Genomic DNA, 14,881 nt, shown 5'->3' with positions numbered 1-14,881 from the left:
GCGATCTTGTCGTCGCCCACCCAGGCGCCGGTGTACGGCGGCTCAAGCCCGGGCCGCGCCGCGATGCCGAATCGGGCGAGGGCGCGGACCTGAACCTCTTCCAGGTCGCGAAGGTACTGGTGCACGTCCCCGCCGCGGGGCGCGAGGTCCAGGATCGGGTAGCCGACGATCTGTCCTGGACCGTGGTACGTGACGTCGCCGCCGCGGTCGATCGACACCACCTCGATGCCCAGGCGGCGCAGGGTGTCGTCGTCCGCCAGGACGTTCGCCGGGTCGGCCTTGCGGCCGAGGGTGAACGTGTGCGGGTGCTCCAGGAGGATGAGCACGTCCGGAATCCGGCCTTCGGCGCGCGCCGCGGCCAGCCGCTGCTGCGCGTCCCACGCCGGGCGGTAGTCGACGCGGCCCGGCTGCAGAAGCCACGCCGTCCGCTCCGCCGTCATGACCTCGCGCCCGCCTCTTGGCGCGCGCGCAGCGCGGCCTCGTGGTCCTTCACCTGCTGCCAGGCGTGGTAGGACGAGCGGACGAGCGGCCCCGCCTCCACGTGCGTGAACCCGCGCTTCAGGCCCTCCTCCTTGAGGGCCCGGAACTCCTCGGGGCGCCAGTAGCGGAAGGCGGGGACGTGGCGCGCCTGGCTCGTCGGCCGCAGGTACTGGCCGATGGTGAGAATGTCGACCTTGGCCGAGCGAAGGTCGTCCATGGTGGCGAGGACCTCCTCGAACGTCTCCCCGAGGCCCACCATGAGCCCCGACTTCGTCGGGATGTCGGGCGCCATCTCCTTCGCCTGCGCGAGGAGGCGCAGCGATCCCTCGTAGTCGCCCTTCGGCCGCATCGCCTTGAAGAGGCGCGGCACCGTCTCGATGTTGTGGTTGAGGATGTTCGGCCGCTTGGCCATGACGATCTCAAGGTTCTCCCGCTTGCGGCGCAGGTCCGGGATCAGCACCTCGACGCTGCACTGCGGCCGGCGCTTGCGGATCTGCTCGATGCAGGCCGCAAACATCCCCGCGCCGCCGTCCGGAAGGTCGTCCCGCGTGACCGACGTGATCACGACGTGGTGGAGCCCGAGCCGCTCCACCGTCTCCGCGAGCCGCACCGGCTCCTGCAGGTCGAGCCCGGACGGCCGGCCGGACTCCACGGCGCAGTACCGGCAGGCCCAGGTGCAGACGTTCCCGAGGATCATGAACGTGGCCGTGCGGTGCTCGAAACACTCGAAGATGTTCGGACAGCGCGCCTCCTCGCAGACGGTGTGCAGGCGCTCGGAACGCAGAAGGTTCTTCACGTCCCGGTAGTTGGGCCCGGTGCTCAGCTTGACCTTCAGCCACTCCGGGCGCGCCGGCGTCTGGCCGTCCGGCCCCGGGAGCACCGGCAGCGCGCGCGTGCGTGCGCGTTCCGCCTCGTGACGATTCTCTGGGATGGCCACGTCGCCCACTCCTTTTCCGCCGGCCGCGGCGACCGGTTCAGTACAGTCCGGTCTCGGGCCCCACGCTCTCCAGGCGCCTGCGCACCTCCGTGAGGAACCGGCCGGCCTCCGCGCCGTCCACGACGCGGTGGTCGATCGACAGGCAGAGCGCCATCACGGTGCGGATGGCGATGGCGTCGCCGACGACGACCGGCTTCTTCTTCGCCCGCTCCGTCGTCAGGATGCCGGTCTGTCCGGGGACGATGATCGGCATGGAGAGCTCGGTGCCCACGGCCCCGGTGTTGTCGACGGTGAACGTGCCGCCCTGCATGTCGTCCAGGTTCAGTTTACCCGCGCGCGCCCGCGACGCGAGGTCCGCGATGGCGACCGCCAGCCCGGCGATGCTGAGCCGGTCGGCGTCGTGGATGACGGGCACGACCAGCCCGTCCTCCGTGGCGACGGCGATGCCGACATGGACGCGCTTGTGCAGGATGATGCCCGCCTCCGACCAGGTGGCGTTCAGGCGCGGCACCGCCTTCAACGCCTCCACCGCCGCCTTGACGGCAAACGGCAGGAACGTGAGGTTCACGCCCTCGCGCGCCCGGAACTCGGCGCCGCGCGACTCGATGAGGCGCTCGATGCCGGTGACGTCGGCCTCCACCATGGTCCACGCGTGCGGGATGGTGGTCGCGCTCAACACCATGTTGCGGGCGATGGTGCGGCGGATCGGCGTGAGCGGGACGAGCTCGTCGTCGGGCCCGAGCTTCGGCGCGGCGGCGGCCGCCGGAGCCGGCGCGGCCTGCGGCGGCACGGGCGCCGCCTGCGGCGCCGTCGCGGGCGACGCTGCCGGCGCGACCCCCGCGGCCCGCTGCGCCACGAAGCGTTCCACATCTTCCCTGGTGACGCGCCCGCCGGCGCCCGTCCCCCGGACCTGCGTCAGATCGACGCCGTGTTCCCGCGCGAGGCGCCGCACCGCGGGCGAGTAGCGGCCGCGCTCGGGCGCGCCCGGAGCCGCCCCTCCGGGGCCGGTGGCGCCCGTCGCCGGCGTCGCCGTGCCCGCGCCGGCGCCCGGATCCGCCGCGCCCGCAGGCGAGGGCGCGGTGGCCGAACCGTGGCTTTCCGGCGCGGACGCGTCCGCCTCGACCTCGCCCTCCGCCTCAAGGACGCAGATCGGCGTGCCGACGGGCACGGTGTCGCCTTCCGCCACGAGCAGGGCCTTCACCACGCCCGCGTACGGCGACGGCACCTCCGCGTTCACCTTGTCCGTGATCACTTCCAGCAGCGACTCGTACCGTTCGACCCGGTCCCCGGGCCGCTTCAGCCAGGCCGAGACGGTGCCTTCCGTCACGCTTTCGCCCAGCTGGGGCATCTTCACCGTGACGTCCACGCGACCGCCTCCTTTCAGAACTTGGCCAGCTCGCGCGCGGCGGCGGCGATCCGCGCCACGTCCGGCGTGAATTCGTGCTCGTAGACGTGATTGAAGCCGATCCCGGGCACGTCCGGCCCGCACAGGCGGCGGACGGGCGCGTCCAGGTGGAAGAGCGCCTCTTCCGCGATGACGGCCGCGATCTCCGCGCCCGCGCCGTAGGAGACGTTGTCCTCGTGCACGATCAGCGCCTTCCCCGTGTGCTTGGCCGTCTCCACGATCGTCTTCTTGTCGAGGGGCTTGAGCGAGCGCACGTCGACGACCGTGCACTCGATCCCCTCCTGCTTCAGCTGGTCCGCGGCGCGCAGCGACTCATGCAAGAGGAAGCCGTAGCTGTAGATCGTGACGTGCCGCCCCTCGCGCCGCACCTCCGCGGGACCGAGCGGCACGGTGTAGTCCCCGTCGGGGACCTCCTGGCGCACGGAGCGGTACGCCTTCTTGTGCTCCAGGAAGATGACCGGGTCGTCGTCGCGGATGGCTGCCTTCAGCATGCCCTTCGCGTCGTACGGGAACGACGGCAGGACGACCTTCAGCCCGGGGATGTGCGCGTAGAAAGCCTCCACGCTCTGGGAATGGTAGAGCGCACCGTGGACGCCGGGACCGCCGCCGTAGGGCATGCGGATGACGAGCGGCACCTTCCAGCCGCCGTTGGACCGGTAGTACATGCGCGCGGCCTCACTCTGGATCTGGTTGAAGGCGGGGAAGGAGAAGTCGGCGAACTGCATCTCCGCGATCGGCCGGAGGCCGTTCAGCGCCATGCCGATCGCCATGCCGGCGATGCTCGACTCCGCGAGCGGCGTGTCGATCACGCGCGCCTCGCCGTACTTCTCGATGAGACCGGCGCTGGCGCGGAACACGCCGCCGCGCAGGCCGACGTCCTCGCCCAGCAGCACCACGGACGGATCCCGCGCCATCTCCTCGTCCATGGCGTCGTGAATCGCTTCGATGAGCGTCTTCTCAGGCACTTCGGGCGCCTCCCTAGCCGATCGCCGGCTCGCTGGCGTAGAGCCGGGCGTACAAGTCTTCGGGGCGTGGATCGGCCGCCTTCTCGGCGTAGGCGGTCGCGTCGTCGACCTCTTTCTTGACGGCTTCCTCAAGTTCCGCGAGACGGGCGTCGTCCAGGATCCCTTCCCGCTTGAGGCGATCGGCGAAGAGCAGAAGCGGGTCGCGCTTGCGCTCGGCTTCCACCTCTTCGCGGCTGCGGTAGCTGCGGTCGTCGTCATCGGACGAGTGCGGCGTCAAACGGTAGACCTTGGCCTCGATGAACGTCGCGCCCTCGCCCGCGCGGGCGCGCTCGACGGCCCGCTTCATGACCGCGTACACGGCGATGGGGTCGCGGCCGTCCACCGTCACGCCCGGGAAGCCGTACCCGGCCGCGCGGTCGGCGACGTTCTCGATGGCCATCTGCTTCGAGGCGGACACGGAGATGGCGTACTTGTTGTTCTGGCAGACGAAGATGACCGGCAGCTTGTAGATGCCCGCCCAGTTCATCGCCTCGTGGACGTCGCCCTGCTGGGCCGAACCCTCGCCGAAGGAGGTGTAGACCACGGTGTCCTCGCCGCGCAGCCGCGCGGCATACCCGATGCCGGCGGCGTGGACGGCCTGCACGGCGACCGTGCTCGACTGCGACACGATGCGCAGCTTCGGGTGCGAGTAGTGGCCCGGCATCTGCCGCCCGCCGCTGCTCGGCCCCTCCGCGCGTCCGAAGAAGTCGAGCATGACCTCCCGCGGCGTCATGCCCATGGTGAGCACGACGCCGAGATCACGGTAGTACGGCAGCGTGAAGTCCTTGCCGCGCTCCAGCGCCCAGGCGCAACCCACCTGCGCCGCCTCGTGCCCCTGGCAGGAGATCACGAAGGGCGCCTTGCCCATGCGGTTCATCACCCACTGGCGCTCGTCCAGGCGACGCGCCAGAAGCATCGTCCGGTACATGCCGACGAGGTCCTCTTCGGTCAGACCGAGCTTCTTCCAATCGCCCAACTCCGCCCACCTCCGCGACGCCGGCGCTCGATCCCGCCGGCGGCTGATCAAAAATGAATGGCCCGGCCCTCGACGGCCAAGCCGGCTTCTCCGAGAACCTCCGACAGCGTGGGGTGCGGGTGGATGACGGTGCCCAGCTCCCACGCCGTGCCGTCCATGAACCGCAGGAGCGCGCCCTCCGCGATCAGGTCCGTCGCGTGCGGCCCGATCAGGTGCACCCCCAGCACGCCGCCGTCCTCGTCGGCGACCACCTTGCAGAAACCCTCGCCTTCGCCGACGATCAGCGCCTTGCCGATGGCGCGGAACGGGAACGTACCGACCTTGACCGTATGACCGGCGTCCCTCGCCTCCTTCTCGCTGTAGCCGACGCTCGCGACCTGCGGCCGGCAGTACGTGGCCTTCGGCGCTTTCGTGTAGTCGATCGGTTCCGGGTCGTGCCCGGCCGCCGTCTCCACGGCCACGATCCCCTCGTGCGCCGCCACGTGGGCCAGCTGCAGCCCGCCGACGACGTCGCCGATGGCGTACACGCCGGGGACGTTCGTGCGCATGTGACCGTCCACGCGAATGAATCCTCGCTCCACGGCCACGCCGGTCGTCTCAAGACCGTAGCCCTCCAGGCGCGCCGCGCGGCCGACGGCCACGAGCAGCACCTCGGCCTTGAGCGCCAAATCCTCGTCGCCCCTTCTCACGGTCAGCGAAACCCCGTCCGGCTCCGCCTTCACCGACTCCGCCAGCACCTGCGCGCCCGTCAGGCACCGGATGCCGCGCTTCTCGAACGCGCGCTGCAGTTCCGCGGAGACGTCCTCGTCCTCAAGCGGCACGATGCGCGGCAACCACTCGACCAGCGTGACCTCCGCGCCGAAGTCCCGGAACAGCGACGCGAACTCCACCCCCACGGCGCCGGCGCCGACGACGACGACCGACGACGGCCGCCGGGCCATCTGTAGGGCATGGTCGCTGGAAATGATCCGCTCCCCGTCGAACGGGAGCCCGGGCAGTTCGCGCGGGCGCGAACCGGTGGCGATGATCGTGTGCGACGCGGTCAGGACGCGGTCGGCCACGCGCACGCGCCCCGGCCCTTCCAGCGTGCCGTGGCCGCGGACCAGTTCCACCCCGTTCTTCTTCAGGAGGTACTCCACGCCGCGGTGCAGCGTGGTCACGATGCGGCCGCGGCGCTCCGCGAGGCGGGACCAGTCGACGTCCGCCCCGGCGACCGGCGCGAGCCCGAAGTCCGCGGCGCGACGGATGTCGTTCAAGAGATCGGCCGCCTGCAGCATCACCTTGGTCGGAATGCACCCGCGGTGCAGGCAGGTTCCCCCGACCTTGTCCTCCTCGACAAGCGCCGTCTTCATGCCCAGTTGCGCGGCCCGAATGGCGGCGACGTACCCGCCCGTGCCGCCGCCGAGGATCACGACGTCGAAATCGGCCACGTGCCTCGCCCCTTCCCCGAAACCCGCCTTCAAGGTTAGTACGACTCGACTTCGACTGGAAAGCCCGCGCCGTCCTGCATGGCCGCCCGAGGACCGGCATAGGCATGCCGCGTGGAGGCCGCCGCCGATCATGACCTTGCTCCTCGTCTGGGCCGCGGCTGCCGCGGGGCTGATCGTCGTGGCGGCCGAACTCTTCGTCAACGGCGTGGAGTGGCTCGCCCACCGGTGGAAACTCGGTCCCGCGGGCACCGGTTCCGTCCTCGCCGCGATGGGCGGCACCCTTCCCGAGACGCTCGTCACGCTGCTGGCCGCGCTGAGCGGCGCCGGCGGCGTGAGCACGGGCACGGCGCTGGGATCCCCCGCGGTGCTGGCCACGCTCGCCTTCGGCCTCGTCGGCCTGGCGGGGACGGCGCGCGCAGGCGCGCGGGAGCCGCGGGCGGCCCGGCGCACCGACCGGGGCGTCCGCCGCAATCTCCAGTGGTTCGGCGTCCTCTTCGGCGCGGCCGTCGCCCTGACCCTCGTGCCCGCCCCGCGGCTCAAGCTTGCGCTGGCGCCGTGTTTCCTCGCGGCGTGGGCGGCGTTCTGCCTGCAGAGTTGGGACCGCGACGACCGCGGCGATCCTCCCCCGTCCGCATTGTTTCGACTTCCCTTCGCCGGCCGCCTGCCGTGGGTCGTCGCGCAAACGTTGGCAGGGTGCGCGGGCCTCGCCTACGGAGCCGAGCAACTCGTGCACGCGCTCGAAGGGCTGAGCGCGGCGTTGGGCCTGCCGTCGCTGATTGTTTCGCTCTCCCTCGCCCCGCTCGCGACGGAACTCCCCGAGATCACCACGGCGACGCTCTGGGCCCTGCGCGGCAAGTTCGACCTCGCCCTGCAGAACGTCAGCGGCGCGCTCGTCATGTCGGCCACGTTGCCGGTCGCCGTGTCCCTCGCCCTCTGTCCGTGGCGCATGTCGCCCCCCGCGATGGTGGCGGTGGGCGCGGCCGGGCTCGGCACCGCCCTGGCCTGGCGCGCGACGGGCGGCCGCGGCCACGGGCCGTGGCTCTCCGCGTGCGGCCTCGCGTTCGTCGCGTACCTCGCCGTCCTCTTCATGTGAGGGCGCGGCCGGCCGCGGCGCGATCAAGCGGCCGCGTGAGATGGGGAACACTGGGTCCGGGGGTGGATCCGCATGGCGGGCGAAGACGCGATTGTGATTCTCGGAGCCGGGTACGCCGGCCTGTCGGCGTACCTTGAGCTCCGCCGCGCGCTCGGCCGCAGGGGCGAGGTCGTGCTCGTCAACCGCGGCCGGACGCACTACTTCACGACGGAACTGCACGAATTCGTCGCCGGCGACGAGGAGGAAGCCGACATCACCGTGCCCCTCGATCGTCTCGTGCAGCCGCCGCACCGGCTCGTCATCGACCGCGTCGCCGCGATCGACGCCGCGGCACGCGTCGTGCGCTGCGAGCGGACCGAGGTTCCATACGGTTGGCTGATCGTGGCCCTGGGCAGCATTCCCGAGTATTACGGCGTGCCGGGCGCAAAGGAGCACGGCGTGCCGCTGACGGACCTGCGCAGCGCACGGCGGCTGCGCAACCGCCTGGCCGGCCTGGCGGAGCGCCGGCCGGACGCGCGCGTGATCGTCGTCGGCGGCGGACTGACCGGCGTCCAGCTGGCCGCGGAGATCGCCGAGAGCGATCCGGGCCTGCAGGTGACCGTCGTCGACGCCGGGCCCCAGATCATGCCCGGCTTCGAGCCGGAACTCGTGGAAGCGGCCGTGCGCACGCTGGAGTCCAAGGGCGTGCGGCTGTTGACGGGACGGGCGATCGTCGAGGTCGACGGCGAGCACGTCACGCTGGAGGGCGGCGAGACGCGCGGGTACGACCTGCTCGTGTGGGCCGGCGGCGTGCGCGCCAACCCCGTTGTGCGTGCCTCGGGCCTGCCGGTGACGCGGGGCGACCGCGGGCTGGTGGATGCGCACCTCCGGTGCACCGCGGACGAGCGCATCTTCCTCGCCGGCGACTGTTCCGCGCCGACCGACCCGGCGACGGGCCGGGTGGTGCCGCCCACCGCACAGATGGCGGTGCAGGAGGGACGCCTGGCGGCCCGCAACGTCTGCCGCGCGATGCGCGGGGAACCGCTTGAGGCGTTTGTGCCGCGCCAACGGGGCGTATTTGCGTCGCTCGGCCGCCACGAGGGGGTCGGCCGCTGGGGCCGCGAAAGCCTTTACGGTGTGCCCGCCATGGTCATCAAGCGGCTTGTCGAGGCGCATCACGCGTATGACGTCGGCGGCGTCGCCTACCTCCTCCGGCGCCTCGCCGCGATCGCCGGCTGGGGCCGCCCGGCGCGGCGCCGCCACTGGCGCCGCCGCCCGGCGTTGCCGTCCGGCGACGGCAGCCCGGTCGCGGGCCATCTTCGCACCTGATTCGCTCCGGCAGAAGGCGAACGGCAAATCGCGCCGTATAAGAGAACTGCGCCGAGTTGTGCCTGCGGCGCGCCGTTCGCCTGCTCCCTTCGCGGGGGCATGACCGAGGAGGATGCGTGTGGCCCCCGTCGTCGTGAGCGATTCGACCGGCACCATCCCCGCCGCCGTGCGCGACCGGTTCCACGTCCCGACCGTCCCCCTGCGGGTCGTCTTCGGGGACGAGTCCTATCGCGACGGCGTCGACATCCAACCGGACGAGTTCTATCGCAAGCTTGCCGCGTTCAAAGGGGTCGCCGGCACGACGCAACCGTCCCCCGGCGACTTCGTCTCCGTGTTCCAGGCGGCCGCTCAAGAGGGCCGCGACGTCGTCTGCCTCACCATCTCCAGCCGACTCAGCGGCACCTACAACTCCGCGCGCCAGGCGGCGGACCTCGTCGAGGACATGTTCGACGGCGTCCGCATCGCCGTGGTGGACAGCCGCATGGCTTCCGCCGGGCACGCGTTGCTCACCCTGAAGGCCGCCGAGCGCGCCGCGCAAGGCGCCTCCGTCGACGAGATCCTCGTCTCGCTGGAGCGCCTGCGGCCGCGCATCGTCCTCCTCGCCGTCGTCGACACGCTGGAGTACCTGATCCGGGGCGGGCGCGTCGGGCGAGCCCGCGGCCTCGTGGGGAAACTGCTGGGCCTGCTGCCCATGCTGACGCTCGTCGACGGCGAGGTCGACTCGGCCGGCGTGGTGCGCAGCCGCCGCGCGGGCCTGCAGCGGATCGAGGAAGAGACGGAACGCCGCCTGACCGGCGAGGGGCGGCGGCGCATGATCGTCATCCACGCCAACGCGGAAGAGGAAGCGCGGGAATGGGCGGAGCGCATCCGCGCCCGCTTTCAGCCGCACGACCTGTGGATCGAGCCGTTCACGCCGGTGCTCGGCGTCCACGTGGGGCCGGGCCTGTTGGGCCTGGTCTCCTGCGAGGATCCGGAGGCGGACGGCGGGAACGTCCAGTAACGGGTCGATGCCGACGGACGAAAGGAGACCTTCATTGATCGAATCGCTGACCGCAGACGACCTTCGGGTGCTGGGGAGCGGGGCCGTGCGCTCCCTGGAACGCCACCGCCGCCAGATCGACGCCATGAACGTGTTCCCCGTCCCGGACGGCGACACCGGCGGCAACATGCTCGGCACGCTCCGCGCCGCCTGCGGGCCGGAGGGCGCGAACGAGCAGCCCGGCACGGGCACCGAGGCGTCCGCCGGCGCGCTGTTGCAGAAGGCGTCGATGGGGGCGCTCATGGGGGCGCGCGGCAACTCCGGGCTCATCCTCGCGCAGATGCTGCGCGGCATCGCGAGGGCGGCGCGCGGCAGCGACGTCGTCAGCGCGTCCACGTTCGCCGAGGGGCTGGTGCAAGCGTCGGAGCTGAGCTACCGCGCCGTGGCCGAGCCGAAGGAAGGGACGATCCTCACCGTCGCCAAGGCGGCCGCGGCCAGCGGCAGGGACGCCGCGGCGCGCGGCGAGGACGTCCTCGGCGTGCTGAACGCCGCCCGGCGCGCAGCGCGCGAGGCGCTCGCCCGGACGCCCGACCTTCTCCCGGTGCTCAAGGAGGCCGGCGTGGTCGACGCCGCCGGCCTGGCCCTGTGCCACATGCTCGACGGCGCGACGCAGTTCCTGCGGCACCGCCGGCTCGCCCTCAAGGTGGGCCGCGAGCTGGCCCGCCGCGCGGCGACCCGCCAGGCGCTCGCGCCGGAGGCGCCCGCGCACCTTGAGGGCGAGAGCGACTTCGACCTGCGCTTCCCCATCGAGGTGCAGCTGGTGCTCACGGGACCGGGGCTCGACCTGGAACGGCTGCGGGCCGAACTCCTGCCCATGGGCGACAGCCTCGTCGTCGCCGGCGACGAGTTCCAGGCCAAGGTCCACATCCACACCGACCGCCCGGACGAGACGCTTGCGATCCTCCGCCGCTTCGGCCAGACTGACCACGTCGAGGTCACCGACATGCGGCCCCAGGCCGAGGCCTTCCGCCGCAACCCCGCCGGCCAGGCCTGACGCCTCCGCGTGTTGCGGCCTCAAGAGTCGCGCAGACTCTTGAACGGAGGGTCCACGTTTGGCTGAACGTCGGTTCGTCATCGTCGGCAACGGCGTCGCCGGCACCACCGCCGCGGAAACGCTGCGCAAGCTCGACCCGTCCTGCCGCGTCACGCTCATCGGGCGCGAACCGTACCCGCTGTACAACCGCGTCTCGCTCCCGCGCGTCCTTCAGGGCCGGCTCGCCCCGGAGAAGACCTTCATCCGCTCGGTGGAGTGGCATGCGGAGCGCGGCATCGACCTTCGTCTGGAGACGCTCGCCACGTCCGTCCAGGTCGAGGAGCGGACCGTGACGCTCGCCACGGGAGAGACGCTTCCGTGGGACGGGCTCCTCGTCGCGACGGGCGGCGCCCCGCGCCGGCTCGGCGTCCCCGGCGACGACGCCGCGAACGTGCTGCACTTCCAGACGCTCGACGACACGCGCCGCCTGCTGGCGGCCGCGGCGGAGGCCCGCGCGCGGCGCGGCCGCGAGGCGCGCGCCGTCGTCATCGGCGGCAGCTTCATCTCCTACGAGCTCACGGAGGGCTTCCTCCAACAGGGCCTGCGCGTGACGTGGCTCATGCGCGGCGACCGCTTCCTGCGCCGCGTGCTGCCGCAGGAGGCGGGCGCGCTTGTGGACGCCATCGCCCGCGAGCACGGCGTGGACGTGGTGCACGACGAGGAAGCGGCGCGCATCCTCGTGCGCGACGGCCTGGCCCACGCCGTGGAAACGAAGAGCGGCCGGCGGTACGAGTGCGACCTGGTCGGCGCCGGGGTCGGCCTGACGATGTACACCGACTGGCTGGCCGGCTCGCCGATTCCCGTCGAGGATGGCGCCGTGCGGACGGACGAGCGCCTGTTCACCGGCGTCCCCGGCGTGTTCGCCGCCGGCGACATCGCGCGCTTCTACGATCCGGTCATCGGCCGCCACCACCGCATGGGCACATGGGACAACGCGCTCATGCACGGCCGCGTGGCGGCGCGCAACATGCTGGGCGCGAACGAGCCCTACCGCGAAGTCCCCACGTACTCCAGCCCGCTCTTCGACTCGAACATCAGCGTCCTCGGCATGACCCCGGAGGACCATCCCGGCATCACGGAGGTCACGCGCGTCGACGAGAGCGCCAAGACGGCGCGGACGCTGTTCTTCCTTGAGGATCGGCTGGTGGGCGCGGTGCTGATCGGCGCGCCGCGGGGCCGCAAGCGGCTGCTGGAGCTTGTCAAGTCCGGGGACCCCGTCGATCCCGCCCAGCGCGAGGCGCTGCTGGCCGGCGAGTAGGCGCGGGATCACCGGTCGAGCCGGTCGCGCACGTGCGGCTTCGGCGTCCAGCAGTCGAAGCGCCACTCCGGGCGCGTGTCGTAGCCGAGCCGCCGGCAGTAGACGCGCACCTGCCCGCCCACCCGCCGCACGCCGACGTGCACGCAGCTCGCGCAGCAGCGCGGGTCGTCGAACGTGGGACCGCGGCGCGCCGCCGGCGCGCCGTCGCCGCCGTCCGGGAGCCCCTTATCGACCTCGCTCAACGGGGATGACCTCCGCTTCCGCGTCCCTGGCGACATCGCCCGCTCGGCGCGCGTCCTCTGCGGTCGCGACGCCGCCGTAACGCGCGCGTTCGTACAGGGCGACGAGCTCCGCGGCGGCAGGCGCCGCTTCGAGGCCGCCCGTCACCCTTCGCGCGTGCTCGCGCGCCGTCTGCGAGGGGGCGCGCGCATGCCCGTGTCGCGCCGCCGACCTGGACCAACGCCGGTACGCCGCCCGCACACGGCGGACGGCATCCGTGGCCGGCGCCCCCGCCCAGGCGAGCCGTCGCGGGCGCTTCGCGTCGCCGCGCGGGATCATTTCGCTCGTTTCGGAGAATGCTGTCTCGACCGGTCCGCCGCCGGCTGCGTCCCGCAACCGGGCGAGGCCCACGGCGACCAGAACGGCGAGGACGGCTGCACCGGCGAGACCCGCCAGCACCCACCCCGACCCGTGCGTGACGGCCGGCGCGGCGATCGTGTCCGAGGGGTGCCCACCCACCCCCTGGGCCATGCGATCCAGCACCTCGCGGATGCTCGCGGAATGCGGGCGCAGCGCGTCCAGCGCCCAGGCCACGACGGGAAAGGCGACGCGCGCCATGGCCGCGACGACGATCCGCAGCGCCGCGTCCGCGATGCGCGCCGCCGGTCCCTGAACCGCGGCGCCGAAGCCGGCGGCGAGCAGGGACAGCGCCGCCACGCCGGTCCCGGCCGCCCGGAGCCAGCGCCCGGGCCCCGGTTCGTCCGCGTCCCACGCGGCCTCCTCGATCAGCGAGGCACGCAGCGCGTGCCACGACCCGAGGAGCAGGGCGACCGCATCTGACAGCGCCAGCGCGACCAGGATGAGGGCCGGCCCTCCGCGCGATGACGCCGCGACCGCGACCGCCAGCCAGGCCGTCGCGTGCCCGGCCGCCGACCGCCCCCGTTCCTCCCCGTCGAACGTGGCGCGGGCGAGCCTCGTTCCTCGCCACGCGCCGGCGGCGGTTGACGCGACGAGGGCGGCCACGGCCGCGACCGGGGCGCCGGCTGGGGACCCGCCGGCGAACCGGCCGAGCCAGGCGACGGCCACGGCGGCCGCGACGATGCCACAGGCGACGGCGGCAGCGCGCAGCCGGCTCCGCCTTCCCGGCCGCGCGAACGCGGCCAGCCACAGCGCCGCCACGCCCAGCGTCCACGCTCCCGCGGGCAACCCCCGCCCGAGAGTCAGCGCCAGACCGAGCGCCGCCGCCGTCTCCCCCGCCGCGAACCAGGATCGCGCCCGGCGCCGGGCGCCCGCGGCCTCGCTGGTCAGCCCGCCGCCCGCTCGTGCCACGACCGCCACCACCGTTCGACGTCCTCCTCGGCGATGCAAGCGTGCACGAAGGGGTTCCTCTCCGCCTCCGCCCCGACGCCGACGATGAACGGCCGCCTCGCCACGGCGTGCGCCGCGTCCCACACCTCGGCGTCCGGAACGGCAGTCACGACGACGAGGCGCGCGTCGCGGGAGGGCGGAGCCATGCGCCTCAACGTCTCCGCGATCGGCCGGCGCACGGCGTCCGCCACCCGGCCGAGCGCCTCCAGCGCCAGCGGCGCCCCGCCCGGTGGGAGGCTGAGATCCACCTCGGCCGTCTCGCCCCGTAGGCCGCCGTTCACGTGGAGGCGAAGGGCGCCGAGGCCGGCCGCCTCCATCACGAGCCAGGCCGCCGCGCCGAGCGCCGCCTCCTGGCGCGTGCGCACGCGGCCGAGCCACACGGGGCGCGACGTCGCGATGTCCACGACCAGGACGAGCGACGGCGCCTGCCAGGGCGCCGTCTCCCGCACGCGGAGTTCCCCCGCGCGGGCCGTGGCCTTCCAGTCGATGCTGCGGTACGGGTCGCCCGGGGTGTACGGGCGCAACCCGACGACGTTCAGCGGGTCGCGGTGGAGCCATCCCGAGGCCGTGCGCCTGCCGGACGCGCTCGCGGCCGCCACGCCCGGGAGGGGCAGCGGCCGGGGCAGAACGACGACGCCGTCCGCCTGCACGCCCGCGCCCTCCCCCGCTTCCCGGCGCGCCGACACGATCCCGAAGGGATCGCCCGCGCGCATCGAGACCGGACCGAACGGATGCCATCCGCGCTCCAGGGCCACGAGCTGGAAGGTGCGGCGCACGCGGCGCCAGCCGGGCACTTGCCACGCCTGGATCCACACGTGCCGGCCCTGTCCGCCCCGCCGCGTCCGCACCCCGAGCACGCGGATCCCGTCCCCCACCTCGTCCTCCGTCACGAGCCAGGGGATCGACCAGCGCTTGCGATTCTCGACCGTGACCTCAAGGACGGCGCGGTCGCCGGGAAACAGGCGGCATGGGCGCGCCTCGCGGCGGAACTCGACGTCCTCCAGCAGCCGGTCCCGCCAGGCGCGGCCTCCCATGGCGACGGCGGCCGCGGCGGCGAGCGCAGGGCCGGCCCAAACGGCCCCTGCCATCACGCGCCCTCCACCGGCACCGGCTCCTCGTCCAGGACGGCCTGGATCACGGATGTCGCGTCCTGACGGCGCATGCGCGCCTCGGCGCCGAGCGCGATGCGGTGGGCGAGGACCGGCGCCGCCACCGATTTCACGTCGTCCGGCACGACGTACGCGCGGCCCTGCAGCGCCGCCCCCCCCGGGGCGGCCGGGGCCCCGGCCGGTGTCTTATTAACAAAAGCCCCCCCCCCACCCCCAAAGACA

The 14,881-nt window shown here is 73.1% G+C and carries 15 protein-coding genes; 5 read left to right on the top strand and 10 right to left on the bottom strand.

The window, feature by feature from the left end; translation table 11 throughout:
- The 6 genes from lipB to lpdA all read right to left on the bottom strand — a co-directional run.
- Positions 1-440, bottom strand: a 440-nt coding sequence (lipB, locus tag IRZ18_04610) for a lipoyl(octanoyl) transferase LipB (protein ID MBX5476390.1), incomplete at its 3' end; no start/stop codon positions are given.
- Positions 437-1,366: a lipoyl synthase gene (gene lipA, locus IRZ18_04605; protein MBX5476389.1), complete on the bottom strand. Its 930-nt coding sequence runs from the start codon at positions 1,364-1,366 to the stop codon at positions 437-439. The genes lipA and lipB, both read right to left, overlap by 4 nt.
- 88 nt (positions 1,367-1,454) lie before the next feature.
- Positions 1,455-2,783, bottom strand: coding sequence for a 2-oxo acid dehydrogenase subunit E2 (locus IRZ18_04600; GenBank protein ID MBX5476388.1), 1,329 nt, complete (start codon positions 2,781-2,783; stop codon positions 1,455-1,457).
- Between the two features lie 14 nt (positions 2,784-2,797).
- Positions 2,798-3,787: an alpha-ketoacid dehydrogenase subunit beta gene (locus IRZ18_04595; protein MBX5476387.1), complete on the bottom strand. Its 990-nt coding sequence runs from the start codon at positions 3,785-3,787 to the stop codon at positions 2,798-2,800.
- A gap of 13 nt (positions 3,788-3,800) precedes the next feature.
- The gene (locus IRZ18_04590; GenBank protein MBX5476386.1) at positions 3,801-4,754 is read right to left on the bottom strand and encodes a thiamine pyrophosphate-dependent dehydrogenase E1 component subunit alpha; all 954 of its coding nucleotides are present in this window, start codon (positions 4,752-4,754) and stop codon (positions 3,801-3,803) included.
- Positions 4,755-4,849: 95 nt separating this feature from the next.
- Positions 4,850-6,364, bottom strand: coding sequence for a dihydrolipoyl dehydrogenase (lpdA, locus tag IRZ18_04585; protein ID MBX5476385.1), 1,515 nt, complete (start codon positions 6,362-6,364; stop codon positions 4,850-4,852).
- Here lpdA and IRZ18_04580 point away from each other — a divergent pair.
- The 5 genes from IRZ18_04580 (at position 6,363) to IRZ18_04560 (ending at position 11,963) form a co-directional block, all read left to right on the top strand.
- Positions 6,363-7,325: a sodium:calcium antiporter gene (locus IRZ18_04580; GenBank protein MBX5476384.1), complete on the top strand. Its 963-nt coding sequence runs from the start codon at positions 6,363-6,365 to the stop codon at positions 7,323-7,325. The two genes, lpdA and IRZ18_04580, sit on opposite strands and share 2 nt — an antisense overlap.
- A gap of 72 nt (positions 7,326-7,397) precedes the next feature.
- The gene (locus tag IRZ18_04575) at positions 7,398-8,633 is read left to right on the top strand and encodes an NAD(P)/FAD-dependent oxidoreductase (protein MBX5476383.1); all 1,236 of its coding nucleotides are present in this window, start codon (positions 7,398-7,400) and stop codon (positions 8,631-8,633) included.
- Positions 8,634-8,751: 118 nt separating this feature from the next.
- The gene (locus IRZ18_04570) at positions 8,752-9,633 is read left to right on the top strand and encodes a DegV family protein (protein ID MBX5476382.1); all 882 of its coding nucleotides are present in this window, start codon (positions 8,752-8,754) and stop codon (positions 9,631-9,633) included.
- Positions 9,634-9,667: 34 nt separating this feature from the next.
- Positions 9,668-10,666 carry a DAK2 domain-containing protein gene (locus IRZ18_04565; protein MBX5476381.1) on the top strand — a complete coding sequence of 333 codons (999 nt, stop codon included), beginning with the start codon at positions 9,668-9,670 and terminating at the stop codon, positions 10,664-10,666.
- A gap of 58 nt (positions 10,667-10,724) precedes the next feature.
- The gene (locus IRZ18_04560) at positions 10,725-11,963 is read left to right on the top strand and encodes an FAD-dependent oxidoreductase (protein MBX5476380.1); all 1,239 of its coding nucleotides are present in this window, start codon (positions 10,725-10,727) and stop codon (positions 11,961-11,963) included.
- An 8-nt stretch (positions 11,964-11,971) separates the two neighbouring features.
- Here the strand turns inward: IRZ18_04560 and IRZ18_04555 are convergent, their stop codons facing one another.
- From IRZ18_04555 to IRZ18_04540, 4 genes are all read right to left on the bottom strand, one after another.
- Positions 11,972-12,205 carry a hypothetical protein gene (locus IRZ18_04555; protein MBX5476379.1) on the bottom strand — a complete coding sequence of 78 codons (234 nt, stop codon included), beginning with the start codon at positions 12,203-12,205 and terminating at the stop codon, positions 11,972-11,974.
- Positions 12,189-13,520 carry a DUF4129 domain-containing protein gene (locus IRZ18_04550; GenBank protein ID MBX5476378.1) on the bottom strand — a complete coding sequence of 444 codons (1,332 nt, stop codon included), beginning with the start codon at positions 13,518-13,520 and terminating at the stop codon, positions 12,189-12,191. Before IRZ18_04550 ends, IRZ18_04555 begins: the two co-directional genes overlap by 17 nt.
- Positions 13,487-14,638, bottom strand: coding sequence for a DUF58 domain-containing protein (locus tag IRZ18_04545; GenBank protein ID MBX5476377.1), 1,152 nt, complete (start codon positions 14,636-14,638; stop codon positions 13,487-13,489). Before IRZ18_04545 ends, IRZ18_04550 begins: the two co-directional genes overlap by 34 nt.
- The coding region (locus IRZ18_04540) for an AAA family ATPase (GenBank protein ID MBX5476376.1) at positions 14,638-14,881 on the bottom strand (244 nt) is incomplete at its 5' end. The genes IRZ18_04540 and IRZ18_04545, both read right to left, overlap by 1 nt.

It is taken from the genome of Clostridia bacterium, from assembly GCA_019683875.1.
Taxonomy (GTDB): Bacteria; Bacillota; Sulfobacillia; order RBS10-35; family Bu92; genus Bu92.
Note: the sequence above shows the minus strand (reverse complement) of the source record. Positions and strands in the feature narration are given on the sequence as shown.

Coding starts and splice junctions, on each gene's coding strand:
- lpdA (MBX5476385.1), bottom strand. CDS start 6,364: ATGATCGGCGGCGGCCTCCACGCGGCATGCCTATGCCGGTCCTCGGGC.
- IRZ18_04575 (MBX5476383.1), top strand. CDS start 7,398: ATGGCGGGCGAAGACGCGATTGTGATTCTCGGAGCCGGGTACGCCGGC.
- IRZ18_04590 (MBX5476386.1), bottom strand. CDS start 4,754: ATGTACCGGACGATGCTTCTGGCGCGTCGCCTGGACGAGCGCCAGTGG.
- IRZ18_04580 (MBX5476384.1), top strand. CDS start 6,363: ATGACCTTGCTCCTCGTCTGGGCCGCGGCTGCCGCGGGGCTGATCGTC.
- IRZ18_04545 (MBX5476377.1), bottom strand. CDS start 14,638: ATGGCAGGGGCCGTTTGGGCCGGCCCTGCGCTCGCCGCCGCGGCCGCC.